Genomic DNA, 23,753 nt, shown 5'->3' on the forward strand with positions numbered 1-23,753 from the left:
CCGCCCTCTCAGCGCGTCAACGCCAAGTCGGGAAATCGTCGGGAAACCTGGCGCGGCCTCGCCGTCTAGCAGGAGATGAGAAGACACCTCATGCCTACATCCGCTGCAGAGATCACTGAGCCATCGCCGCACACCATCCCAGCCCAGAGGCCGGCGCAGAGCCCGATCGGGCCCAGCCAGCCGGGCCTCTATGTCGACATGGCGGCTCCGTCCGACGGCCGGCACCCCGAGGTGGCCACCTGGGTCGTGCGCGCCGACAAAGCCGTCCGCTACGAGGTACGGATGTGCCGCGGTCTGCTCGACCCCGTGGACACCGATCTGGCTGAGGCCGGAGGTTCCGACGCGGCGGGCCGGAGACGGTTCGTCGTCATCGACGCCACCGTGGATCGGTTCTTCGGCGACCGGATCCGGGCGTACTTCGACTGGCACAACTTCGACTGCACGTACCACGTCGTCCCGGCCCGCGAGCACGTGAAGGACCTGGAGACCGCGACGGGCATCGTCCGGGCGCTCGACGGCTTCAGGATCGCCCGCCGACGTGAGCCGGTCATCGCCATCGGAGGGGGTGTGCTGCTCGACCTCGTCGGGCTCGTCTGCAGCCTCTACCGGCGCGGTACACCGTTCGTCCGAGTGCCGACGACACTGATCGGCATCGTCGACGCGGGCGTCGGCGTGAAGACCGGGGTCAACTTCAACGGCAACAAGAACCGCCTCGGCACCTACTTCCCGGCAGATCTCACGCTACTGGACCGGTCGTTCCTGGCAACGCTCGGCGAGCGCCACATCAGCAACGGACTCGCTGAGATTCTCAAGATGGCGCTGATCCGCGACGGCGAACTCTTCGACGTGCTCGAAGCGTCCGGCACCCACCTGCTCGCCGACCGCTTCCAGGGGCAGACGAGCGTCAGCGACCGATCGGCGGACCGGGTGCTCCAGCTGGCCATCGACGGAATGCTCCGGGAACTACAGCCGAATCTCTGGGAGCAGACCCTAGAGCGCTCGGTCGACTACGGGCACACGTTCAGCCCGACCATCGAGATGCGCGCGATGCCCGAACTGCTCCACGGTGAGGCGGTCGCGCTCGACATGGCGTTCACGACGGTGCTGGCCGCCCACCGCGGGCTGGTGACCGCGGAGCAGCAGGACCGGATCTTCGCCTTGATGCGCAACCTCGGCCTGCCCACCTGGCATCCGTTGCTCACGGCGGAAGTCCTGACGGAGGCCCTTGAGGACGCGACCCGGCATCGTGATGGTCGTCAGCGGTTCCCGATCCCGATCGGCATCGGTGACGTGGCCTTCGTCGACGACGTCACCGTGGCGGAGATCGAGAAGGCTGCCGCCGTGCTCCCGGGCATCGCCACGACCGCAGCCGAATCGCGCTGATGTCGACGTCGATGTTTCAGGAGCAAGGTGTCGATCGTGCGGACTCGACCGACCTGCTGGTGCTCGTCGTCGAGCTGTCGCCGGGGGCGCCGGATCCCTTCGAGGCCTGGGTCGTCCGGGCGACGACGAAGCTCGTCGACGGGGTTCGCACCGCGGTCGCGGACGCGTCCACACCGGTGCTCGTGGTACAGGTCGTGCCGCGCACGACGAACGCCGCGCAACACGCGGCAGCGGCGGCGGCATGGCAGGCGGCCCGCGCGGTGGTCCAGGCGGCGACGCTGGAGACCGAGGCGCGTCCGGTCGTCAATCTCGTCCGGTTGCCGGCCGACGCAGACTCCAACGCGCTGGAATCGGTGGTCCGGTTGCTGAGCGGGGCCAACGGCGGGTTCATCGTCGGCGCCTCGTTCGACCTCGTTCCGGCCGGGCAGATCGGGGCGACGCGATGAGGGCGGTGGTCACCGGCGCCGCCGGCGCGATCGGCCGGGCGATCGTGAGCGCGCTGTCCAGCCGAGGCTACTCGGTCCTCGGCGTCGGCCGGCACGCCCCGGCGGATCCGGCGATGCGCGAGATCGACTTCATCGAGTCGGACCTGTCGACTCCAGCGGGGCTGTCGCATCTGGTGACCGCCCTCAAGGGCGAGCGGCTCGACGCCGTGGTGGCCGCGCACGGCGTGGACGGCTCCGGCCCGCTCGCCGAACTCACGTCAGCGAGGGTCGACCAGATCCTCCGGGTCAACGCGGCATCGGTGGTTCGGCTCTACGAGAGCCTGCGACCGTCGCTGACCCACAAGGCCAGCTATGTCGTGGTGGCCTCGCAGGCCGGTCTCGTCGCCGAGCCGGCCAACGTGGCCTACTGCGCCGCCAAGTTCGCCGTCGTCGGGTGGGTCACCGCCATGGCGGCCATGAGCGGCCCGGGAGGCGTGACGTTCCACGCGCTGTGCGCCGGCTGTACGGAATCGCCGTTGCTCTTCGCGGCGAACGCGAGGATGGCGGACGCACAGAACATCGACCGTGACGACTTCCTTGCGGGGCGCCGGGACAGGATCCCGCTTCGCCGCTTCGCCGCGCCGGCGGAGACCGCGGAAGCGGCGGCCTACCTCTGCCAGCCCGGGGTGCCCAGGCCTGTCGTGCTCACCGTCTCGGGTGGCGAGGTGTTGCATTGACAGCCGGCGAAACACGGGCCTCGACGGTCGGCTGGTCCGGCGGACACATGCGTCGTGACGTCCAGATCGGCGTCGTCGGAGCGGGTGCGATGGGGACGGAGCACATCCGGCTGCTGAGCGAACAGGTGCCGGGGGCCCGGGTGACCGTGGTCCATGACCCCGATCCCGCCCGGGTGGCGCTGGTGCGGCAGCGCTTTCCTCACGTCCTCCCGGCTCCGACCTCGGACGAGCTCATCAACGCCGAGGCGGTGGACGCGATCGTGATCGCCGCCCCCGATGAAGATCATGAGTCGCTCGTGCTGCGGTGCCTGGAGGCCGGCAAACCCGTGCTGTGCGAGAAGCCCTTGGCCAGTGACAGCGCGGGCTGCCTCCGGGTCGTCCAGCGCGAGGCCGAGCTGGGCCGGCAACTCGTCCGGGTGGGTCTGATGCGGCGGTTCGACCCGGTCCACCGGGCGGTCCGCGACCAGCTCGCCGACGGGGCCGTCGGGGAACCGGTCGCCATGCATTGCACGCACCGCGTCCGGGAGGTGCCGGCGTGGTTCACCGGCGACATGACGTTCACCAACGCGGCCGTGCACGACATCGACGTAGTGCGATGGATACTCGGCACCGAGATCGCGAGCGTCACGGTCCACAGCCCGTCGGGACCGGCGGTCGCGAACGCGGCCTTCGTCGACCCTCAGATCGTCGTGTTCGAAACACTGCGAGGAACGGTCGTCACGCTCGAACTGTTCCTGAACGCCCGGTTCGGCTATCAGGTCACCTGCGAGGTCGTCGGGACGTCCGGCGTCGTGTCGACCGCCCAGGTCGCCAGCCCTGTGCTCCTGCGGCAGGGCCGGCGCTCGTCCGGCATCGACATCGGGTTCCAGTCGAGGTTCGCCTCGGCCTACCAGGCGGAGCTGACGGAGTGGACCCGGGCTGTCGGCGGCGGTGACCAGCCCGGCGGAGCGACGGCCTGGGACGGCTACCTGGTCACCGTGACGGCGGAAACCTGCGTACGGGCGGCCCGTGAGGCCACCCGGGTGGCCATCGACGCGATGGAACGACCCGCGCTGTACGACCCACGAAGGGATGCACAACTCGATGCGGTATAACGCACTCGGCACGACCGGGCTCAAGGTATCCGCTGTTTCCTTCGGGACGGCGCCGCTCGGGGACATGTTCGGCAAGGTCGACGAAGCGGCTGCGGCCCGGGTCGTCGGCGCGGCCATCGACCACGGCATCAACCTGTTCGACACCGCCGCCTACTACGGGGGCGGGCTCGCGGAGACGCGGCTCGGCGCGGCGATCGGGGCGCGCCGGGACAGTGTCCTCATCGCCACCAAGGCCGGTCGCTACGGGCCGACCGACTTCGACTACTCGCCGCGGAGGATCCGAGAGAGCCTGCACGACAGCCTGCGCCGGCTGCGGACCGACCACGTCGACATCTTCCAGCTCCACGACATCGAGTTCGCCGACCTCGACCGGCTCTTCGGCGAGGCGTACCCGGAGCTGATCAGGCTGCGAGATGCCGGGAAATGCCGTCTCATCGGCATGACCGGGTATCCACTCAGGACCATGCGGCGGGCCGTCACCGAGACGGAACTGGACGTCGTCCTGTCGTACGCCCACTTCACGCTGCTGAGCATGCGGCTCACCGGCGAACTGTTGCCGACCTGTGCCGAGCGCGGCACGGCCGTACTGAACGCCGCGGCCGTCGCGCTCGGGCTGCTGACGCCCAAGGGCATTCGCATCGACCACCTCGCGTCGGCACCCATCCGGGCAGCCGCGAAGCGCGCGGCGGACCACTGCGCGGAGCGGGGAGCGGACATCAGCTTCCTGGCCAACCAGTTCTCGATTCAACGATCAGGTTGCCCGACGACGGTGGTCGGGACGGCCGATCTGGCGCATCTGACCTCCGCCGTCGAGGCGGCCGACGCCGAGATCGACGAGGACCTGCTGTCGGCGGTCATCGAACTCACGAGCGACGTGCACACGTTGTCCTGGGCCAGCGGCCGCCCGGAGAACGGCGACGCCGGCGGGCGGGCGTCGTCGTGACCCAGCAGCTTGCCGTAGCAGCGCAGGCCGCGCAGCCGGCGGTCAGGCTGCTCAAGAACCTGCGGATACCGTCGGCCGTCCCCGGGCACGACTTGTCGGGCGACCTCTACCTGCCCGACGCCGGCGCCCGAGCCTGCCCCGCCGTCGTCATGGTCTCCAGTCCTCGCAAGGACGCGTTCGGTGGCATCGGCACTCGGCGATACTGCCGGAACCTCGCCGAGCACGGGTACGCGGCGCTCTTCGTCGACTGCTTCGGGACCGGGCGGTCAGCCGGTGCGCCGCGGCCGATGCTCGATCCGGCGGAGGTCGACGACGCGGTCGGCGTCATCGACTGGACGTCACAGCAGTGGTGGTGTGACGGAACGGTCGGCATCTGGGGCGAGTCCCACGGGGCCTCGATCGCGCTCGCGGTAGCGGCGCGCCAACCGGCGGCGCTCAAAGCCGCCGGCGCCATCATGGGGTTCACCGACATCGAGCGCGACCTGGTCCACCCGGCCGGGGTTCGCGGCGGTATCGCGATGTTCGGTCACCTCGCGCTGTACGACCTGGTCAACAGCCTGCTCCCGCCACTGCGGGAGGCGGAGGACCCGGAAGCGCTGACGGTCTGGCGGGACCGCGTCGAACACTACGAGCCGTGGTTCGTCGATGCCTGGCGGCTGGCTCCCGGCGACCCGGTCTGGCACGATCGCCGGGTCGATCCGAGCCGCATCACCGTGCCGCTGTTCGTGGTCGCCGGTTGGCGGGACATCGGCTGCGCGGCGATGGTCAGCGCGTACGAACAAGCGCGCGGGCCGAAGGCCTTGGTCGCGGGGCCCTGGCTGCACGGCTATCCGGACGCGTCCCCGGACGAGCCGGTGGCGGTCACGGAGATGCTGCGCGCATGGTGGGACCGGTGGCTGGCCGGAGGTGACGGAGGTGACGGCACGGCCGCGGCGCTCGAACGGCCGACCGTCTTCGTGCAGGGCTCGTCCCCGGGATGGGTCCAATGCGATTCGTGGCCCTCGGTCCCGTCCCGCACGGACACCTACGCCGCGCACGAGACCGGCACGCTGACGCCGGTCCGTTCGGCCCGGTCGAGCCACTGGTCGTCCCGGACGGTCGAGCACGAGTGCGATCCGACCGTGGGCGCGGCGAGCGGCTTGACCAAGCATCTCGTGCAGTCGCTCGGCCATCCGCTCGATCAGCACGACGACGACATGCGCTCGCTGGCGTTCACCACGGACCCGCTCGACGAACCGCTGACCGTCCTCGGCCGGGTGGAGGTGCACCTGGTGCTCGCGGCGTCGACCTCCGCGAGCCGGTGCGTGGTGAAGCTCGCCGACGTCGACGGCGACGGACGGTCGGTCATGGTCACCTCCGGCCTGACCAAGCTGGACGCGTCGGCCCCGAACGGATCCGCCGCGCGGGTGTGCGTGCGGCTGGACCCGACGGCCTACACCGTCGCGGCCGGTCACCGGCTGCGGCTGGTCCTGACCAACGCCGACTTTCCGCGGCTGTGGCCCGCCGATCGCCGTGAGCGCCTGGACGTGGTCGCCGCCGGGGCCGACACACCGGCCGCCCAGGTCGCGGCGGTCACCCGGCTCGTGATCCCGGTGCCCGACCCCGGCAGCATCACCAGGATCGCGCGGCCGCTGCCACCGCAGCGCCACGGTGGGCGCCGGCGCCGCCCGCTGCCCCGGAACCGGTGGCGGCTGGCGCGGGACTTCTGCGGCGAGTCGGCCTCGTTCGCGCTCGACGTGCACTACGGCGGCGAACACGGCAGCGGCGTACCGGCGCGCTTTCTCCAGCGCTCGTTCTCCATCACGGCGGACGTCTCCCGGGCGAACCCGGCCGCGGCGACCGTGCGCGCCGCCGGGCTCGAAACCACCGAGTCGGACCGCGGGCGACGCCTCGTCGTGCGTGCCGATCTGGACATCTCCACCGACGAGGCGACCGTCACCGCCGAGGTGCTGATCGACGGTGAACTCGCCGTCGGCCGGCGGTGGCGCATGACACAACCAGGCACGTCCACGGTGGTCGCGACGGACCTCCGGCGCGGCGACGACGAGCAAGGGGAGCAGACATGACCGACGGGCGGGTGCTTGACACCGTTGAGTGCCAGTTGGCCAACCAGCCGACCGCGCTGGTGGTCCGTTACCGGGGACAGCTCCGTCGACCGGCGCTCGACCTCGCCTTTCAACGGCTGGCCGAAGCCAACCCACTGCTCCGCGCGCGTCTCGTCAGCGTCGATGGACTCCTGTCCTTCCACATCGACGCCGAGCATCCGTCGCCGCCGGTCGTCGGTGCGGGCGACCACGTCTCGCTGCTGCGCCAGGTCGCGCAGACGTGGAGCACCGGCAACGCGTTGAGTCGTCTCGTGGTGTCGGTCGAACAGGACGGCGGGCACGTCGGCATGTTCACCGACCACAGCATTGCCGACGGCCGGGCCAAGTTCGCCCTCCTCGTCGAGCTCTGGGCGATCTACACCGCCCTCGCCGAGGGTGGCCGGGCCGAGCCCGTGGCGCAGGTCGTTCCGGCGCCGCCAACCGTCGTGCTGGCGGGCCGGCTCGGACGGGCGGTGCCCCCGCTCACGCAACCATCGGGCCGTCCCGGCGATGGGAAGGTCGAGCTGCGCAAGCGGTACACGACCTTCTCCGCCGACGAAACGGCCGCGCTGACAGCCTTTGCCCGAGCCGGTGGCCTCACCGTCAACGCTCTGCTGGCCGGCGCGATCCTGGCCAGCCAGCTACGCTGTGCCGAGCAGGGGCCCGAGCCGATCGAGATGACGTGCGTGTCACGCATCGACCTGCGGTCGAGGGTCGATCCGCCGATCGGGGCGCTGGAGACGACGAACCTCTCCGGCGTTCACGCCGCCCGCGTGCCGGTGGGCCTCGACACCGATCCGGCTGACATCGCACGGACGATCAACCAGCAGCTGCGGGCGAGTGTCGGGAAGCGGTTCCCGGAGAACGACTTCCTCGACCGGTCCTTCGCCGAACGCGAACACTCGGGCGCCGCCGGTCTGTCCACGGTGGCCCTGAGCAACCTGGGACGCCTCCCCGATCTCCCGGCCCCGGCCGGGCTCAGCCTGGAGGGCTTCAGCATCTTCAGCCATTCCGGAGCGATGGCGCACCCGGCGTACGCCGTCTCCACCTACCGGGACCAGCTCAGCATCCAGTTCCTGTACGACCCGCGCCACTTCGACGACGAGACCATGCGGGTCGTGATCGACGACGTGACGCGGTTCCTGCGCTCGCCGCAGCGGCACCGGCCGGCCGTACACCCGCTGCCCGCGGGCGGGCCGCGATGACGACCGTCGCCGAACCGGAGACCCTCGACCTGGCCCGCTGGATCCAGCCAGGGGACCGGATCATGATGAGCCAAGGATGCGCCGAGCCGTTGACGCTGATCGAGTGCCTGGTGCGGCAGCGGGCCGGCCTCATCGAGCCCCGGTTGTTCCTCACGGTCTCGTTCTCCGACGCGCTCCGGCCGGAGCACGCGGACCACCTCGCCTTCGACGGTCTCGGCGGGCTCGGCTCCACCACCAGGCTGTCCCGCGCCGGGGTGCTCAACCCGTATCCGATGCACCTGAGCCGGCTCTGCAACGACATCCACAGTGGACGCTTCAAGGTGGATGTCGTCCTGGTCCAGTTGGCCGGGCCCGACAGCACCGGTCGCTACACCGCCGGCCTGGACCATACGGTGACCGAGGATCTCATCCGGCAGGCCCGGGTCGTGATCGCGGAGGTCCACCCGGACGCGTCGGTCCTGCCCGGCCCCGGCACCATCTCACCCGACCAGATCGACGTGACGGTCGCGTCCCGCCACGCGCTGCCCGCACCGCCGGCGGTGACGCCGGACGCCGTCGACCAGCGGATCGCGGCCCACGTCGCCGCCTATGTCGACGACGGATCGACGATCGAGATCGGCATCGGCAGCGTGCCGTCAGCCGTGCTGGACAGCCTGCGCGGCCATCGGGATCTGGGCCTGCACACCGGGATGATGAGCGACGCGGTCGTGGAGCTCATCACCGGCGGTGTCATTACCAATCGTCACAAACGCGAGGACGCCGGTTCGAGTACCGCGAGTTCGCTGTTCGTGGGAGCCGGCTCCCGCGCGGTCCTGCGCGATCTTCCGGTGGTACTGCGGCCGAGCCGGCACACGCTGACCCCGGCCGTCCTGGCCCAGCTGCCGCGCTTCGTGGCCATCAACTCGGCCGTTCAGGTCGACCTCACCGGGCAGGTGAACGCCGAGTACGTCGCGGGACGGTACGTCGGCGCGGTCGCCGGCCACGTCGACTTCGCCCGGGCCGCCCAGGCATCGGCCGACGGCCGGTCCATCACGGTCCTGCGGTCCGAGACGCCGTCCGGCACGTCCCGCATCGTCGCCGGGCTGTCGGGCGGGGTCGTCACCCTGGCCCGAAGCGACGTCGACGTGGTGGTCACTGAATGGGGAGCGGCCGAGCTGGCTGGCCTGTCCGTGAACCAGCGGGCGCACCGCATGATCGAGATCGCCCATCCGCGGCACCGCGAGCAACTGCTGGCGGCCTGGCATCAGATCGCGCGCGGCACATGATCTCCGGCGCGAAGCCGGCGGCCGACACCACGGCGGCCGCCGGCCACCGATCCGTTCCGGCCCGTCCGGCCGGTGACCGCTCGGGCGCCGGCCTGGGCCGCCTGGCGCTGTTCGGCGCGCTGTCCGCGCTGGGCCCGGTCTCCATCGACATGTACGCGCCGGCACTGCCGAAGATGGCGGCGGCGTTGGGCGGCGCGCCGCGCGACTTGCAGCTAACGATGACCGTGTTCGTGGCCGGCCTCGCGATCGGTCAACTGGTCATCGGGCCGGTCTCGGACGCGGTGGGCCGGCGACGGCCGCTGCTGTGGGGGCTGGCGCTGTACACCTGCGCGTCGTTGGCCTGTGCGGCGGCGACCGGCACGTGGTGGCTCACGGCCGGCCGCCTGGCCCAGGCCCTCGGCGCCGCCGGCGCGCTGGTGCTCGTCCGGGCCGTCGTCCGCGACCTCTACACCGGCACGCACCTGTCTCGGACCTTTGCCCGGCTCATGCTGGTCAACGGCCTGGCGCCGGTCCTCGCTCCGGCGATCGGCGGCTTCGCCGTCGGATGGGTCGGCTGGCGCTGGCTCTTCGTGGCGATGGCGGCCAGTGGCGCTGCCATGTACCTCGCGGTACTGCTGAAGCTGCCCGACTCGCGGCCACCGGGCCCGGACCGGGCCGTGGACGCACGGCGCCTGCTCCGCTCGATGGGCCGGGTGCTCGGCGACCGGGCCTTCGTCGTCAACACGGCCGGCGCCGGCCTTACGTTCGCCGGCTGCCTCTTCGCCTATGTCGCGGGCGGACCGTTCGTGCTGCAGGTCGTCTACGGCCTCAGTCCCCAGGCGTTCGCGGCTGTGATGGGCGTGAACGGTGTCGGCATCATCCTGGCCGGCCGGCTGAGCAACCTCCTGGTCGGCCGCTGGGGTGAGTACGCGATGGTCGTCCTCGGGATGTCCGTGGCCTGCGTCGGCGGCGCCGGGGTCCTCGTCACGACCACGGTGCACCTCGGCCTGCCGGTGCTGCTCTGCGCGCTCTTCGTGCTCGTCGGGCCGATCGGGCTCGTCGTCCCCAACTCCGCCTCACTGGCCCTGGCGGCGCATGCCGAGACCGCGGGGGCGGCGTCCGCGTTGCTCGGGGTGACCCACCTGGTCATCGGAGCAATTGCGATTCCGCTGGTCGGGATCGGCGGCGGCACCGACCCCGTCGTGCTGGGCACGGTGATGGTGGTGTTCACCGCGTCGGCGTTGGCGCTGACGGTGGCGCTGCGGCCACGAAAGGCCGGCTAACGGTCGACGCCCAGGCCGACCGGTTCTTCGATGGTGGCGCGCAGGCGACGGGTGGCTCGTTCCATGTGGGCCCGCATCGCCGCCTCCGCGCCGACGACGTCCCTTGCCTCGATCGCCTCGAAGATCGGGGTATGCACAGCCAGCGACGACTCGGTCTCTCCCGCCGCGGAGATGACCCGCCTGGCCCACGCCTGGAGCAGGCTCCTGACGTTGCTGAGGACGCCCGCCAGGACGGGGCTGCCACTGGCGTCGGCGACCTCGAGGTGGAAGTCGATGTCGGCGGCCACGTAGTCGTCGTGGTCATTGGCGGCATTGCGCATCCGCTCGATGTGGCGTGCCATGCGGGCCAGCTGATCCGCGTCGCGCCGCTCGGCCGCCAATCCGGCCAGGGTGACTTCGAGATAGAACCTGGCCTCGATGAGCCCGTCAAGATCGTGCCGATTGAGCAGGAGTCCCCACTCGATCACCTGTGGCAGCAGATTGGCCTGAGAACGGGAGAGGAATGTGCCGTCGCCCTGTCGTTGTTCGAGCACTCCCAACAGAATGAGCGACTTTGTCGCCTCCCGCAGTGCGGCCCGGCCGACGCCGAGCGCCTCACTCAGCGCGCGTTCGCCCGGTAGCCGTTGGCCGGGTCGCACATCGCCGGAGAGCACGTACTCCAGCAGCGCGCGCGTCAACTCCACGTTCGCCGGCTCACGTCGCGCCAGCGACTCCGGCAGTGGAGCGGGTCCCTTCACGTTCTCCTCCTTAAGTGGTCGACCGGCTAGCCACATTCTGCCAGCCGCCCCGATGCAGCTCCAGGCTGGGCAAATTCGGACAATCCGATCGACGCGAATACGCTTCGTGTGCGTACACCCACGGGGTGATATTGTTCTCGCTGCCCCGCGAGCCAACCGGAAGCGAGTGCCATGTCGGAACGGATCCTCGACGCCATTCCTGAACAGCGCCGGGCGGCGGGCGTGGTGCTGGCCCGGGATCTGATGCGATACCTCCTTTCCGGCCGCTTTGCTCCTGGCCAGAAAATTCCCTCCGAGCGACAGCTCACGGAGGAGCTGTCAGCCGGACGATCAGCCGTGCGGGAGGCGCTCAAGTCGCTCAGCCTGCTGGGACTGGTCGAGCAGCGGGTGGGCGACGGCACATACCTGGCCAGGTCGAGCTCGGAGCTGCTGCCCCAGGCGATCCAGTGGGGCCTGCTGCTCGAAGGGCAGGATGCTGTGCAACTGGTCGAGGTCCGGCGCCACCTGGAGGTCTGGGCCGCCCGGCTGGCGGCCGAACGTCGAACCGACGAGCAGGTCGATCGGCTGCGTACCGTCATCGGCGTCGGCCCCGAGTCCCGGCGCACGGGCACCGCCGGGGAACAACCGGTAGCGGTCGAGGTCAGCGACCGCTCCCTGCACGAAGTGGTCGCCGAGATGACCGGCAATGCGGTGCTGGTCAATCTGCTGAACACGTTGCGGTCACTACTCCAGGTTGACAGCTCGACGGTGCGCGCACACGCGCGCCGCCGAGCGGACGGTGATCAGGAACTGCTGCGGGCCATCGAGCAGAGCGGGCTCGACGCCGCCGGGGCGGCGATGGCGACGCACTTGGACGACTGCCTTCATCCGGTACCTGAGGGTTCGTACTCGCGCCCTGGGGTCTGAGGCGACGCCTCCGCGTCGGGCGCGGTCGGCGCGACCGACGCCTTGCTGACGGCGATCTCGCGAAGCCGCCTGGCGAAAAGCTGGCTGGCGACGAAGAGCACCACCGTCGCGCCCAGCCCATGCCAGTGGGCGACGTCCTGCTCGGAGTCGGCCAGCGCGCAGAGCGCGGCTGAGCCGGCCGACGTCACTCCGTCGACGACCGCCGCCACGGCCGCCGCGACCTCGGGATGGGTGTAGTCACCCGGCAGCCCCAGCGACATCGACAGATCGGTCAGGCCGATCCAGACGCCGTCGACGTGCGGCGTCGCCGCGATCTGCGTGGCGACGCTGATGGCGCTGCGGTCCTCGATCTGTACGATCACCACCGTCTCGTGACGAGCACGTTCGATGTGGGCCGCGAGCGTCTGGGTCGAGTGGCGACCGGCGCGGGTGCTCGTGGCGAGGCTGCGATGACCGTCCGGCGGATAGTGGGCCGCGGCCGCGACCGCACGCGCCTGCTCGGGGGTGTTGACGTGGGGCACGACGACGCCGCTCGCGCCGGCATCGAGCGCCCGCAGAATCTCCTCCGGACGGTGGGACCCGACCCGCACCACGGCGGCGATACCCGCGCTGTCGGCGGCCCGCAGGTGTCCCTCCAACTGCATGGTGTCGGCCGCGCCATGCTCGGTGTCGATGATGACGAGGTCCCAGCCGAGGTGGCCGGCGGCCTCGATCAGGCTGGCCGCCGGCATCTTGACCACGAGTCCCAGCAACGTGTCCCGGCCGCGCAGTCGGGCGGCGAGCGACTGATCGTGCGCGGTCATGCCGGCCCACCTTCGTCCTGGACGGAGCCGGGATCAGACCCGGCGTCTCGGAATCGTTCCATCGCCTCGGCCAGGGTCCGATCGTGGCCGACGTTGCCGGGGAAGACCACGAGCGGGAGGCCGGGCACCAGTCCGTCGCGCAGGTCCCACACCGGCACCTGACCCGGGAACATCTGGCCGGCCACCAACGCTCGTCTCGACCCGAGCGCGCCCGCCGCGATGTCGCTCGAGGTGATGCCGCCCTTGGCGATCACGTAGGCGGGTGGCGTCCGGCGTACCACAAGGGACACGACGTTCGACAGCGCCTGCGCGATCTTCCGGCTCACCAGCAGCGGCGAGTGCTGTCCGCTGTGGACGATGTCCCGGCTGGTCCGCAGAATGACGTCGTCCCGGGCCAGCGCGGCCGACGTCGCCTCGGCGCATCGGCGGACCTCGGCGTTGGCGTGCCGTCCGCCGTCACCCACGACGGCGGACGCGTCGAGCTCGACGAGCGCGGGGTCGTGGGCAGCCCGGGCGGCGGCGACCTGGGCATTGGTCAGCGCGGTATGAGAACCGGCGACGACGAGCCCTCGCCGGCCACCGGGCCGGCGCATGGCGGCCACCTCGGGCGGTGTCAACGGCTCCGGCGACGGCTGCCCGGCAAGCAGCCGGACCATCGACGGGCCGGACCGGACGAGGATCCGCCGGCCCGCCTGCTCCGCCGCGAGCAGTGCCAGCATGAGTACCTCCAGGTCGCCGGCCCGGACGGCGTTCGCGACGACGATGTCGTCGTGCGCCATCCCGCACAAGATCTTGGCGATCCGGGCGACGCCGTCGCGGTCGCGGATGGCCTCCAAGGACAGGCTCCCGACATGGGGGCCGACCGGCCAGCGGGCTCGGGTCCAAGGCAGCAGCCCGGTCTCCTCGTAGCCGAAGGTGGCGTCCCGCGCGAACTCGGTGTGCGCGGCCGGCGACAGCAGGCCGTCCTGGTCGACCCACTGCACGTCGGCGGCCGTGTATCGGCCGGCTTCGAGAAAGCAGGGTACGAACAGGACGCCGTCGATCGGTTGCCCGGCATCAGCCAAGGCGCGGCCGGCCGCCAGCAGCTCGGTTCGGAAATGGCCGCGCAGGGTGGAGTCGCCGCGGGTCACCACCCGGAGCCGATGTCCGGCCCCGTCCGCCAGACGCGCGGCCCGGCGCACCAGTTGATACGTGGTCCGCTCCGCCTGATCCGCGTCGACCGCGCGGGTGTTGGTGAGGACGAAGGTGATGCCGCCGGGGTGTTGCGCCGCCCACGCCAGCTCGGCGTCGGGCGCTCCCGGCAGTACGACCGGAGCACCACGAACGGTCTGCGTGCCCGTCGGGTCGTCATCGAGCACCACCGTCCACATGCGACGGCTGCGGTTCGCCTCGGCGATGATCGGCGCCGCAACGCCTTCTTCGTGTGTCGGCGTCGGCTGGTCGAGATCGGCCAGCCGGCGGCCCGGGCTTTCGGTGACCACTCCGGTGTCAGCCGATGATGTTGTAGCCACGGCCCTTGTCACCAGGAGCCTCCCAACCTTCCTCGGTGACGATGAGCGTGTCCTCGAGCTTGACGAAGCCGACCAGCGGGTGCTCGGTCCAGGTTTCGATCGAGAGCACGTTCCCCGCCTGTAGCGGCCGGTCGGCGTGGTCGGCGGGGTAGGGGACCGGACCGGTGGCGGTCAGCCGGGGGACCTCGTGCGTGATGAGACCCATGCCATGCGCCACGAACCTCAGGACGTCACGATGGGGGCTCGCCTCCAGCCGGGCCACGGCCGCTTCGAATATCGCGGCTCCCTTGTTGCCGGCCGCGACCGGTTCCCGAGCCGCCTGCTGCACCGCCTCGACCTCGTCCATCAGCTCGAGCATCAGGTCGGTGGGCTGCCCGTGGACCGCCATGCGAGCCAGGTCTCCGATGTACCCGCGGTACATCCCCCCGCTGTCAAGGCTGAGCACGGTGCCCGGCAGCCAGGGCGCGTCCGAGGGCGCTCGATTCAGGTCCGGACCGGCGGTGACCAGGCAGTAGTCGTACACCAGCCCGCGACTGGTCTGCTCGAGTCTGAACCGCTCCACGATCTCGGCCTTGGTCTGGCCCGGGCGAACCTGGTCGAAGGTCGCCAGCATCGAGGCGACGATCATCTCGGACGCGTGCCGCACCAGCTCGAGCTCCGCCGGGGTCTTCACCGCCCGCAGCGCCTCGAGCGCGAGGTGCGCGTCGACGAACCGCGCCTGCGGAAGCTCCGCCCGCAGCACCATGAAGGCGTCGGCCGGGATGAACGCCATCTCCACGCCGATCGTGGCGGCCCCGAGACCGCGTTCGCGCAGTGCCGCGGCGGCGGACCGGGCGGAGTCCACACTGGACCAGCTGACGTTGCGGATGTCGCTGATGCCGATCGGGAACGTGTCGGTGCCCCAGTCCTCGTTGCCGCAGCCGACATAGAACGAGTCCTCGGGCCGGTCGCGAAGGTAGCCCACCACGGGGAGGTAACGACTCAAGCCGATCGCGTCCATGTTGGCGAAGAAGAAGTACCGGTAGCCGCCTAGCAGGTACTGCACGTTGTGTTTGCTGGTGGCGAGCAGCACGTCGAAGTCGTGGTCGGCCAGCAGGGCATCCAATCGACCAGTGAGCGACAGGTCCACAGCGAGGTGTTCCTTTCGGGAGCCGGTGTGACGAGCGTCCGGAGTGGGTGCACGGTAAGCCCCTACAGGACGACCGGTCAACCTCTGAAAGGTCGACCGGTGGAGTGGTTGACCAATTCGATCGCCGCCGGTACGTTACAGCCCAGTTTCCAAGGCGTGAACGTACTGGTCATGGCGCCTCGAGGCGCTCGGCCGTCTGATGCTGATGCGCGCCCTATCGACCGTCCGCAGTGGCGCATCGTCCAAATTGGGGAGACCTGATGGCATTTCAGCACATTGACCCTCGTGTAGATCCCGCGCTGGCGAGCCACCTGAGCCGCCGTCAGCTGCTCAGGTTCGGCGCGGTCGCCGGCGTCGGGCTCGCGGCGAGTCCGCTCCTGGCCGCCTGTGGACCCGAGGCCGGGCCAAAACCGGTCGCCAGCGGTAGTCCGCCGGCCCGCCCGACCGGCGTGCTGCGGGTTGCCGGCAACGCGGAGCCCGTCAGCCTCAGCCCGGTGATCGCCACCGGCGTCTCGGACCTGGGCGTCCTGCTGAACAACGTGTACGAGGCGCTGTTCCGGTACAAGCCGGGGACCAGCGAACTCGAGGGCGTGCTGGCCGACCGGTTCGAGTCGTCCGCCGACGCGCGCGAGTGGAAGGTCTATCTCAAGCCGAACATCAAGTTCCACGACGGCGAGCCGCTGACCTCCAGTGCCGTGCGCACCTCGTTCGAGTTCACGAAGTCCAGCGCGGCGCCGCTCGGCTTCTTCCTGCCGGCCAACGCCACCTACGACGACTCCGACCCCGCCGTCCTGCGGGTCACCACGGCGGCGCCGTATCCGGACTTCGCCCGGTTCCTCACGCTGCTCAGCGTGATGTCGCCGAAGATCGTGAAGGCCGGCCAGGACGCCATCGTGCGAACACCGACCGGAACCGGTCCCTACAAGTTCGTCAGCTACGAGACCGCCCAGCGCATCGTGCTCGAGGCCAACACGGCCTACCGGGGACCGGGCCCGTACCTGGAGCGGATCGAGGTGCCCATCATCCCCGACGCCGCGGCCCGGGTGACCGCGCTGCGCTCGGGCAGCGTCGACCTGGTGCTACGGGTGGCGCCCCAGGACAGCACGTCCCTGCGCGGTGCTTCCTCGCTCGTGGTGCGGCAGGAGTCGTCCTGGGCCAACGCCCGCCTCGAATGGTTCACGAACACCGCGCCGATGGACAACGTGAAGCTGCGGCAGGCCATCGCCCACGCGATCGACCGTCCGGCGCTGGTCAAGGCGATCCTCGGCGGGGTCGGGGGCAAGGTCGACGACAGTTGGGTCGCGACCGGCATGTACGGCTACGCGCCGCCGAAAACGACCAACTACGACCTCAACGTGAACCTGGCCAAGAGCCTGCTCGCCGAGAGCGGACTCACGACGCCGGTGGAGCTGACGATCGGCTGGTCACCCGACGAGGGGGCCCAGTTCGGCCAGCTCGCCGAGGCGATCGCGGGGATGCTCAAGCCGGTCGGCATCAACGTGACCGTGAAGTCCTTGCCGTTGCCGGCGAAGAACAAGATCGTCCGGGCCCCGGCCGGCACCGCCCGGGAATGGCACGGCACCGTCGGCGGGACCCGGTTCATCTCGGGCGCGGCCTCGCATCTGATCGTCCAGAACTTCTTCCGCAACGAGCTCCAGGTCACGGACCCGACCTTGAACCAGCTCACCGACCGCGTGGTCGTCGTCCCGGACGGCAGCGAACGCACGCAGATCTTCGCCGACATCGAGAACCGGGTCGCGGAGCTCGCACTGATCAGCCCGCTCTACGGGGAGGTGACACTGCATGCGCACAAGAACACGGTGCAGGGCTTCACGCCGCCGAACGACGGACTGCTGCCGAACTTCGGCCCGGTCTACCTGTCGGCATGAGCCGGCATCCGCTGAGCTGATGGTAGGAGCGGGATGAAGGCATACGTCTTGGCCCGGCTGGGGCAGTCGGTCGTGGTGCTCTTCGGGGCGGTCGCGATCAGCTTCGTACTCACGAACGTGATCGGGAGTCCCGCGGACGCGCTGGCCGTGCCGTGGATGACCGAGGAACAGCGGCGTGCCCTCGACGCCCAGCTCGGCTACGACCTGCCGGTGCTGCCACGCTTCCTCCACTACGTCACCGGCGTCGTGCACGGCGACTTCGGCATCTCGTACCGCACGAACAGGGGCGCGTTGCAGGAGGTGGGGACGGCGTTGCCGAACACGCTCCTGCTCGTCGTCTGCGCACTCACCCTGGCCGTCGGGATCGCGCTGGTGCTGGCCGTGTACAGCGTCCGCCGCAGGGACAGCGGCTCGGATCGCGTCCTGCGTGGCGGGATCGGCCTGCTGCAGGGCATGCCTGACTTCTGGCTGGCGCTCATGCTGCTGCTCGCGTTCTCCGTGGGCCTGGCGTGGCTGCCCAGCTTCGGCTTCGAGCAGGCGTCCTCGCTGTTGCTGCCGACGCTGGCGCTGAGCCTGCCGATCGTCCCGATCCTGTTCCGGATCTTCCGCGGCCAGCTCCTCGACGTCCTCGCCAGCGATTTCGTCGAGGCCATGCGGGCCCGTGGACTGTCCGAGCCGGTCATCGTCTACCGGCACGGCCTGCCGAACATCGCCTCGACGAGTGCTGCCCTCATCGCGTTCCAGCTCGGTCACCTGATCGCCGGCGACATGATCATCGAGTCGGTGTTCGCCTGGCCCGGCATCGGCAACCTGATGATTTCCGCCGTGCTGGCGCGCGACTTCGCCGTCGTCGAATGCGTCATCGTCGTGGTGGCCGCCCTCTACGTCGGGCTCAACCTCCTGGCCGACCTGGTCCAGCTCTGGGTCGACCCACGAGTCCGGGTCGGTGCGGCATGACGGCCGGACCCGCCGGCGCGCTGCGCCCGAAGGCGCGGGCCGGACGATCCTCGCTGCGGGCCGGGCTCGGTCTTGCCGCGCTCATCACGCTCTTGTCCGTCTACGCGGCCATCGCGATGCCGGACCCCAACGAGCAGAACCTTTCCGACACGAGCCTGCCGCCGATGTCGCCGGGGCACCTGCTGGGCACGGACCTGCTCGGCCGCGACCTGTTGACGTGGTGCCTCAACGGGGCGCGCACCTCGGTCCTCATCGGTGCCTGCGTCGTGGCGATCAGCGCCGTCATCGGCACCGCCCTCGGGGCCGTCGCGGGGTACCACGGCGGCTGGCTCGACACCGTGCTCATGCGCCTGGTCGACCTCCAGCTCGCGGTACCGCCGCTGCTGATATTCCTCGCCGCGGCCATGGTGATCGACGCCAGCCCGGCCAGCCTCGTCCTGCTGCTGTCCGCCGTCGGCTGGGTGCCGTATGCCCGCCTGGTCCGGGTCAACGTGCTGGTGGAACGCGAACGCGGCTATGTCGCGGCCGCCAGGCTGGCCGGCCGGAGCCGGGTGAGCATCCTGCTCAACCATGTCGTGCCCACCAACGCGGCGCTGGTGGTCACGTTCGCCTCGCTGCACATCGGTTTCGTGATGCTCGCCGAGGCGGCGCTGTCATTCCTCGGGCTGGGCCTGCGGCCACCGAGCCCCAGCCTCGGGTACATGATCGCGCAGGGCCGGGAGCACTTGGCAGGCGCATGGTGGATCGCCACCGTTCCGGGAGTGATGATCATTGTGTTGATCGTTTCCGCCAACCTCATCGGAGACGGGCTTCGCGACCGGTTCCAGCTCGATGTCGGGGGTCAGCTTTGAGGGGGGCGATGCAGGTACGCGACCTGCGGGTCACCACACAGCTCGGGGTCGAGCTGGTCGGCGGGGTCGACCTGTCGATCGACCGGGGCGAGCTGTTCGGCCTGGTGGGCGAGACGGGCGCCGGGAAGACGATGACCGCCCGAGCCGCGATGGGCATGCTTCCCCGTGGGGTGCGGGCGACCGGTCAGGTGCGCTTCGGCGAGCGGGAGTGGCTGTCGCTGGACAGCCCCGCCGTCGCTCGCCACCTCGGTCGCACCGTCGGCCTGATGCTGCAGAACCCGGTCGCCGCCTTCGACCCTGTGATGCGGGTCGGAAGGCAGCTAATCGAGTCCGTCGTCCGCAGCGGTGCCATGCCCCGCCGCGACGCCGTCCGCCGGGCCGACGAGCTGTGCCACCAGCTCGGGCTCGGTGGGTGGGACGCGGTCGAGAAGCTGTACCCCCACCAGCTGTCGGGCGGGATGAGTCAGCGGCTGGCGCTGGTCATGAGCATCATGCCCGGTCCCGAGGTGCTCGTGGTGGACGAGCCGACATCCGCGCTCGACGCGAACCTTCGGGTCGAAGCGCTGCGGCTGCTGCGCTCCCTCACGGACGAGTCGCACATGGCGGTCCTGCTCATCTCCCACGACCTCGGCCTGCTCAGCCGGTTCTGCGACTCGGTCGCCGTGCTGTACGCCGGCCATGTCGCCGAGGCCGGACCGACGGCCAAGGTGCTCGGCGCGCCGGCGCATCCGTACACGCGCAGTCTCATCCAGTGCTCGCTGCGCCTCGACCAGGGCCGGCGGCAGAAGCTCCCGGTCGTGCCCGGGGAGCCGCCGACTCCCGGTTCATGGCCGGCCGGATGCCACTTCAATCCGCGCTGTCCGGCCGTGCAGGACCGGTGCCGTACCGAACGACCGGTGCTCCGGTCCGACGCGGGCCGGGCGGTCGCCTGCCATTTCGCTGAGTTGGAGGTGCAGGTGTGATGGCGAGCGATCAATCGGACGTGCCGGTGATCGACGTCCAGTCGATCCGGAAGGTCTTCACCCGTTCCGGCCATCCTCCGCGGGTGTCCCTGGCGGACGTCAGCTTCGCGGTGAAGGCCGGGCAGACGCTGGCGGTCGTGGGGGAAAGCGGCGCGGGCAAGACGACCCTCGTGCGCTGCGTGGCCGGTCTGGAGCGCCCGACCTCGGGCCAGGTCCTGATCCAGGGCAGGCCGCATCGGCTCCACCACGGCGGTCCCGGTTCGGTGCAGATGGTGTTCCAGAACCCGGCCGGGGCGCTCAACCCGATGCGCAGCATCGGCTGGAGTGTGGCGGAGCCGCTGCGCGGCCGTCGCGCGCAGCGCCGCGCCCGGGTGGCCGAGTTGCTGGCCCAGGTGGGGATCGACCCGTCCCGGGCCGGCCTGCGGCCCAAGGCGTTCTCCGGCGGGCAGTTGCAACGCGTGGTGATCGCGCGGGCAATCGCCAGCGACCCGGCCGTGCTGCTCTGCGACGAGCCCACGTCGGCGCTCGACGTGTCGGTCCAGGCCCAGATCGTCAACGTCCTGCTACGGCTGCAGCGCGAGCTGTCCTTCGCCGGCGTCCTGGTGACCCACGACCTCGGCGTCGCGCGGGCACTGGCGGACACCGTGCTGGTGCTGCGGGCCGGTCAGGTGCTGTTCCACGGGTCCTGGGACGCGCTGCTGGCACCGGCCGAACCACTCGACCCATACGTGTCCGGGCTGGTCGAGACGGCCGACGCGAACAGCCTCGACATCATCGGCGCGGAAGGAACAACCCGATGACCGACTCGTCGACACCACCGGTGATCCTGCGCGACGTTCGCGTTCCGCTCACCGGCTCAAGCGACACGCTCTCCGCGGATGTGTACCTGCCGGCCACCACGCCGGCGCCGGTGCTCGTCACCGTCGTGCCGTACCGCAAGGACATGGGCACCGGGTACGAGGCGTCGCTGGCCTGGTTCGCCGAGCAGGGCTACGTCGCCGTGCTGGTCGAGCAGCGTGGCATCGGCTCCTCGGACGGGACGCCCCGGGCCAAGTACGACGAGGCCGAGGCGCAGGACGCGGTCTGCGTCATCGAATGGGCCGCGGCACAGCCGTGGTCGACCGGCCGGATCGGCATGTGGGGCATGTCGTACGGCGGGCACATGACGCTGCGCGCGGCCGCGATGCGCCCGGCGGCCCTCCAGGCGATCATTCCGATCATGTGCACGCTCGACTCGGGCCGCGACGTCGCCCATCCGCACTGGACCCGCGGCGACTTCCTGCCGGTCGCGCTCTGGGGCGGCTCGATGCTCGTGCAACAGCTCCTGCCGGGGCTGGTCGACGGCGAGTCCGAGGCGGAGCGACGACGCTGGCATCGGCGGCTGCACGACGTGGAGCCGTACGTCCTCGACATCGCCCGGACCGGCCCGGACGCGCAGGCCTGGGCCCAGCGGGCCATCGACCCGGATCGCATCGAGGTGCCCGCCCTCTGCGTCGGCGGCTGGCAGGACGTGTTCACCGACGCCGTGCCCGAGCTGTACGAGCGCATCCGAGGGCCGAAACGCCTCATCATGGGTCCCTGGGGGCACATCCTGCCGCAGGACTCACAATGCGGGCCGATCGACTTCCTGCCCATGGCGAAGCAGTGGTGGGACCACTGGCTGCGGGACGTGCCCAACGCGGCCATGGACGAACCGCCCGCGATCGTGTTCGTGCCGGGCGCCGTGCCCGCCTGGCAGTCGTTGCGAGCCTGGCCTCCGCCCGGCCGGCGCATGCGACTGCACGCGAGCCCGGACGGGCGGCTCGTGGACGAGCAGCCGCCGGAGGCGCGCCTCGGCCTGGAATGCCCGGCCGACGCGACGGTCGGCGCGCTGAGCGGGTTGCGCGGCATCGGGATGGGCGACTTCGGCTTGCCGCAGGACCAGCACGACGACGATGCCCGGTCGCTCACCTTCACCAGTGACCGCTTGCCCGGCCCGGTGCTGCTGGCCGGTCGTGTCGGGGTGAGCGTCCGAGTCGCCGAGCGGCCCCCCGCCGGGGAGTGGGTCGCGGTCCGGCTGTCCGACGTCGACGGCGAAGGCCGGTCAACGATCGTCTCGTCGGCGGTGCTCGTCTTCGACAACGGCGAGGGCGACGTACTCCGGCTGGACCTCGACACCGCGGTCCGCCGGATCCCGGCCGGGCACCGGCTGCGGATCGGGCTGAGCCGGGCCGACCTGCCGAGGCTCAGCCAGCAGCCTTCCCTGACCCCCGTCCACGTTGACACGCTGGAGGTGTCGATACCGATGGCGGACCCGAACACCGCGGTCGTGTACGAGGTGCCGGCCTTGGCGAACGAGCCGGCCGACGGCCACTGGAGCATCGAGCGGGACCTGCTGGACGGGAAGGCGGCGGTGGTCGTCGGCGAACGTCACCGATCAGTCACGGCCGAGGGGCACCGGCTGGAGGCGGACCGCCGCTGCCGGGTCCGGGCCAGTACGCGCGACCCACGCCGGGCGATCACGACCAGCGTGCATCGCACGACGGTCCACTTCAACTCGGGCAAGGTCGTGCGGGTCACCGCCAGCATCAGTTGCGCGCGTGGCACCGTCCGCGTGCGGGGACTTGTCTCCATCGACGGCCGGGTCTTCTTCGACCGGTGGTGGACGACACCGTTGTGGGCGGGCAAGTGAGCGACCGGGATGTGCGTCCGCTGCGGACCTTGCTGTTCGTTCCCGGCGACAACGAGCGAAAACTCGCCCGGGCCGCCGACTTCAGCGCCGATCTGATCGTCATCGACCTCGAAGACGCCGTCGCCGAGAGCCGCAAGGAGGCCGCGCGGGCCTTGGTGCGCGACGCCCTGGCCAGCGGCCGGTTCTCGTCGAACGGCGTCGCGGTACGGATCAACGGGCCCGAGACCGGACTGGCGGAGCCCGACCTGGCGCACATCATCCATCGCGACGTCCGCGCCGTCGTCGTGCCGAAGGTCGAAACGGCCGACGCGTTGCGAGTGGTCGATGAGGTCGTCTCCCGCCTGGAACGGGAACGGTCGCTCGACCCGGGCTCGGTCCGGCTCATCCCCATCGTCGAGACCCCGCTCGGACTGACTCGCTGCGAGCCGGTCCTGGCCGAGGCGCCCGACCGGACCTGGACCGCCATGTTCGGGTCGGCCGACTTCGGTTCGGCGATGGGCATCTCGCAGTCCGTCGACGGGCTGGAGGTCATGTATGCGCGCTCGCGCCTCGCCGTTGCGGCGCGGGCCGCGGGGCTGGAGGCTCCGGTCGACGGCCCCTGGCTCGAACTGGACGACGACGGCGGCCTCGAGGAGGACTCGGTCCGTTCGCTGCGCCTTGGTTTCCAGGGCCGGGCCGTCCTGCATCCCGCGCAGATCGCGCCGGCCTCCCGGGCGTACTCGTTCGTGGAGGAGCGCGAACTGGAGGTCGCGGGCCGGATCGTGATCGCGTTCGAGCAGGCGCTGGCGCGCGGCGTGGCCGCGATCAAGGTGGACGGCCGGTTCGTCGACCACCCGATCTATCGGCGGGCAGTCCAGCAGCTTAGGTACCGCGACCGTTGGCAGCACGAGGAGAAGGGACAGGTCAGTTGACGCAGCCATTGCCACTGCAAGGAATTCG

At 70.6% G+C, this 23,753-nt stretch carries 21 protein-coding genes; 17 read left to right on the forward strand and 4 right to left on the reverse strand.

From position 1 onward, the window contains the following. The first annotated feature begins 198 nt into the window (after positions 1 to 198). From Drose_RS27180 to Drose_RS27220, 9 genes are read left to right on the forward strand one after another with little or no spacing between them, the layout of a single operon-like run. Entirely contained in the window at positions 199 to 1,383 is a 1,185-nt protein-coding gene (locus Drose_RS27180) for a sedoheptulose 7-phosphate cyclase (protein ID WP_260724155.1), read from the forward strand. Then, positions 1,383 to 1,829 carry a hypothetical protein gene (locus tag Drose_RS27185; RefSeq protein ID WP_260724156.1) on the forward strand — a complete coding sequence of 149 codons (447 nt, stop codon included), beginning with the start codon at positions 1,383 to 1,385 and terminating at the stop codon, positions 1,827 to 1,829. Before Drose_RS27180 ends, Drose_RS27185 begins: the two co-directional genes overlap by 1 nt. Beyond that, the gene (locus Drose_RS27190) at positions 1,826 to 2,545 is read left to right on the forward strand and encodes an SDR family oxidoreductase (protein WP_260724157.1); all 720 of its coding nucleotides are present in this window, start codon (positions 1,826 to 1,828) and stop codon (positions 2,543 to 2,545) included. Before Drose_RS27185 ends, Drose_RS27190 begins: the two co-directional genes overlap by 4 nt. Then, the gene (locus tag Drose_RS27195) at positions 2,542 to 3,639 is read left to right on the forward strand and encodes a Gfo/Idh/MocA family protein (RefSeq protein WP_260724158.1); all 1,098 of its coding nucleotides are present in this window, start codon (positions 2,542 to 2,544) and stop codon (positions 3,637 to 3,639) included. Before Drose_RS27190 ends, Drose_RS27195 begins: the two co-directional genes overlap by 4 nt. Then, positions 3,629 to 4,582 carry an aldo/keto reductase gene (locus Drose_RS27200; RefSeq protein WP_260724159.1) on the forward strand — a complete coding sequence of 318 codons (954 nt, stop codon included), beginning with the start codon at positions 3,629 to 3,631 and terminating at the stop codon, positions 4,580 to 4,582. The genes Drose_RS27195 and Drose_RS27200 overlap by 11 nt, the downstream gene beginning before the upstream one ends. After that, positions 4,579 to 6,648 (forward strand): CocE/NonD family hydrolase, encoded by a 2,070-nt coding sequence (locus Drose_RS27205; protein ID WP_260724160.1) that lies wholly within the window; start codon positions 4,579 to 4,581, stop codon positions 6,646 to 6,648. Before Drose_RS27200 ends, Drose_RS27205 begins: the two co-directional genes overlap by 4 nt. Continuing rightward, positions 6,645 to 7,871 carry a phthiocerol/phthiodiolone dimycocerosyl transferase family protein gene (locus Drose_RS27210; protein ID WP_260724161.1) on the forward strand — a complete coding sequence of 409 codons (1,227 nt, stop codon included), beginning with the start codon at positions 6,645 to 6,647 and terminating at the stop codon, positions 7,869 to 7,871. The genes Drose_RS27205 and Drose_RS27210 overlap by 4 nt, the downstream gene beginning before the upstream one ends. Continuing rightward, positions 7,868 to 9,136, forward strand: coding sequence for an acetyl-CoA hydrolase/transferase family protein (locus tag Drose_RS27215; RefSeq protein WP_260724162.1), 1,269 nt, complete (start codon positions 7,868 to 7,870; stop codon positions 9,134 to 9,136). The genes Drose_RS27210 and Drose_RS27215 overlap by 4 nt, the downstream gene beginning before the upstream one ends. Next, positions 9,133 to 10,398, forward strand: coding sequence for a multidrug effflux MFS transporter (locus Drose_RS27220; RefSeq protein WP_260724163.1), 1,266 nt, complete (start codon positions 9,133 to 9,135; stop codon positions 10,396 to 10,398). The genes Drose_RS27215 and Drose_RS27220 overlap by 4 nt, the downstream gene beginning before the upstream one ends. Here the strand turns inward: Drose_RS27220 and Drose_RS27225 are convergent. Then, positions 10,395 to 11,075, reverse strand: coding sequence for a FadR/GntR family transcriptional regulator (locus Drose_RS27225; protein ID WP_260724164.1), 681 nt, complete (start codon positions 11,073 to 11,075; stop codon positions 10,395 to 10,397). The two genes, Drose_RS27220 and Drose_RS27225, sit on opposite strands and share 4 nt — an antisense overlap. A gap of 231 nt (positions 11,076 to 11,306) precedes the next feature. On the opposite strand from Drose_RS27225, the gene Drose_RS27230 reads away from it, so the two are divergent. Beyond that, entirely contained in the window at positions 11,307 to 12,041 is a 735-nt protein-coding gene (locus tag Drose_RS27230; RefSeq protein ID WP_260724165.1) for a FadR/GntR family transcriptional regulator, read from the forward strand. Here the strand turns inward: Drose_RS27230 and Drose_RS27235 are convergent. Genes Drose_RS27235 through Drose_RS27245 form a run of 3 tightly spaced genes read right to left on the reverse strand, consistent with a single transcriptional unit; the run spans position 11,999 to position 15,460 of the window. Beyond that, positions 11,999 to 12,844: an HpcH/HpaI aldolase family protein gene (locus tag Drose_RS27235; RefSeq protein ID WP_260724166.1), complete on the reverse strand. Its 846-nt coding sequence runs from the start codon at positions 12,842 to 12,844 to the stop codon at positions 11,999 to 12,001. The two genes, Drose_RS27230 and Drose_RS27235, sit on opposite strands and share 43 nt — an antisense overlap. Continuing rightward, on the reverse strand, positions 12,841 to 14,325 hold the full coding sequence (locus tag Drose_RS27240) for a four-carbon acid sugar kinase family protein (RefSeq protein WP_260724167.1): 1,485 nt from the start codon (positions 14,323 to 14,325) through the stop codon (positions 12,841 to 12,843). Before Drose_RS27240 ends, Drose_RS27235 begins: the two co-directional genes overlap by 4 nt. 7 nt (positions 14,326 to 14,332) lie before the next feature. Beyond that, entirely contained in the window at positions 14,333 to 15,460 is a 1,128-nt protein-coding gene (locus Drose_RS27245; protein ID WP_260724168.1) for a M24 family metallopeptidase, read from the reverse strand. A gap of 284 nt (positions 15,461 to 15,744) precedes the next feature. Here Drose_RS27245 and Drose_RS27250 point away from each other — a divergent pair, with 284 nt between their 5' ends. Genes Drose_RS27250 through Drose_RS27280 form a run of 7 tightly spaced genes read left to right on the forward strand, consistent with a single transcriptional unit; the run spans position 15,745 to position 23,725 of the window. Beyond that, positions 15,745 to 17,373, forward strand: a complete 1,629-nt coding sequence (locus Drose_RS27250; protein WP_260724169.1) for an ABC transporter substrate-binding protein — start codon at positions 15,745 to 15,747, stop codon at positions 17,371 to 17,373. 33 nt (positions 17,374 to 17,406) lie between these two features. Beyond that, a complete protein-coding gene (locus Drose_RS27255) occupies positions 17,407 to 18,330 on the forward strand; it encodes an ABC transporter permease (protein WP_260724170.1) in 924 nt (307 codons plus the stop codon). Continuing rightward, the gene (locus tag Drose_RS27260) at positions 18,327 to 19,181 is read left to right on the forward strand and encodes an ABC transporter permease (protein ID WP_260724171.1); all 855 of its coding nucleotides are present in this window, start codon (positions 18,327 to 18,329) and stop codon (positions 19,179 to 19,181) included. Before Drose_RS27255 ends, Drose_RS27260 begins: the two co-directional genes overlap by 4 nt. A gap of 8 nt (positions 19,182 to 19,189) precedes the next feature. Then, positions 19,190 to 20,143 carry an ABC transporter ATP-binding protein gene (locus Drose_RS27265; RefSeq protein ID WP_260724172.1) on the forward strand — a complete coding sequence of 318 codons (954 nt, stop codon included), beginning with the start codon at positions 19,190 to 19,192 and terminating at the stop codon, positions 20,141 to 20,143. Continuing rightward, positions 20,143 to 20,943 carry an ABC transporter ATP-binding protein gene (locus Drose_RS27270; RefSeq protein ID WP_260724173.1) on the forward strand — a complete coding sequence of 267 codons (801 nt, stop codon included), beginning with the start codon at positions 20,143 to 20,145 and terminating at the stop codon, positions 20,941 to 20,943. Before Drose_RS27265 ends, Drose_RS27270 begins: the two co-directional genes overlap by 1 nt. Continuing rightward, positions 20,940 to 22,814: a CocE/NonD family hydrolase gene (locus Drose_RS27275; RefSeq protein WP_260724174.1), complete on the forward strand. Its 1,875-nt coding sequence runs from the start codon at positions 20,940 to 20,942 to the stop codon at positions 22,812 to 22,814. Before Drose_RS27270 ends, Drose_RS27275 begins: the two co-directional genes overlap by 4 nt. Further along, entirely contained in the window at positions 22,811 to 23,725 is a 915-nt protein-coding gene (locus Drose_RS27280) for an HpcH/HpaI aldolase/citrate lyase family protein (RefSeq protein ID WP_260724175.1), read from the forward strand. The genes Drose_RS27275 and Drose_RS27280 overlap by 4 nt, the downstream gene beginning before the upstream one ends. Positions 23,726 to 23,753 lie beyond the last annotated feature (28 nt).

This window comes from Dactylosporangium roseum (genome assembly GCF_025264685.1).
In the GTDB taxonomy this organism is placed as follows: Bacteria; Actinomycetota; Actinomycetes; order Mycobacteriales; family Micromonosporaceae; genus Dactylosporangium; species Dactylosporangium roseum.

Excerpts from the sequence above, each read along its gene's own strand:
- Drose_RS27180 (WP_260724155.1), top strand. The coding sequence starts at position 199 with ATGGCGGCTCCGTCCGACGGCCGGCACCCCGAGGTGGCCACCTGGGTC.
- Drose_RS27185 (WP_260724156.1), top strand. The coding sequence starts at position 1,383 with ATGTCGACGTCGATGTTTCAGGAGCAAGGTGTCGATCGTGCGGACTCG.
- Drose_RS27190 (WP_260724157.1), top strand. The coding sequence starts at position 1,826 with ATGAGGGCGGTGGTCACCGGCGCCGCCGGCGCGATCGGCCGGGCGATC.
- Drose_RS27200 (WP_260724159.1), top strand. The coding sequence starts at position 3,629 with ATGCGGTATAACGCACTCGGCACGACCGGGCTCAAGGTATCCGCTGTT.
- Drose_RS27210 (WP_260724161.1), top strand. The coding sequence starts at position 6,645 with ATGACCGACGGGCGGGTGCTTGACACCGTTGAGTGCCAGTTGGCCAAC.
- Drose_RS27215 (WP_260724162.1), top strand. The coding sequence starts at position 7,868 with ATGACGACCGTCGCCGAACCGGAGACCCTCGACCTGGCCCGCTGGATC.
- Drose_RS27220 (WP_260724163.1), top strand. The coding sequence starts at position 9,133 with ATGATCTCCGGCGCGAAGCCGGCGGCCGACACCACGGCGGCCGCCGGC.
- Drose_RS27230 (WP_260724165.1), top strand. The coding sequence starts at position 11,307 with ATGTCGGAACGGATCCTCGACGCCATTCCTGAACAGCGCCGGGCGGCG.
- Drose_RS27235 (WP_260724166.1), bottom strand. The coding sequence starts at position 12,844 with ATGACCGCGCACGATCAGTCGCTCGCCGCCCGACTGCGCGGCCGGGAC.
- Drose_RS27250 (WP_260724169.1), top strand. The coding sequence starts at position 15,745 with ATGGCATTTCAGCACATTGACCCTCGTGTAGATCCCGCGCTGGCGAGC.
- Drose_RS27255 (WP_260724170.1), top strand. The coding sequence starts at position 17,407 with ATGAAGGCATACGTCTTGGCCCGGCTGGGGCAGTCGGTCGTGGTGCTC.
- Drose_RS27260 (WP_260724171.1), top strand. The coding sequence starts at position 18,327 with ATGACGGCCGGACCCGCCGGCGCGCTGCGCCCGAAGGCGCGGGCCGGA.
- Drose_RS27265 (WP_260724172.1), top strand. The coding sequence starts at position 19,190 with ATGCAGGTACGCGACCTGCGGGTCACCACACAGCTCGGGGTCGAGCTG.
- Drose_RS27270 (WP_260724173.1), top strand. The coding sequence starts at position 20,143 with ATGGCGAGCGATCAATCGGACGTGCCGGTGATCGACGTCCAGTCGATC.
- Drose_RS27275 (WP_260724174.1), top strand. The coding sequence starts at position 20,940 with ATGACCGACTCGTCGACACCACCGGTGATCCTGCGCGACGTTCGCGTT.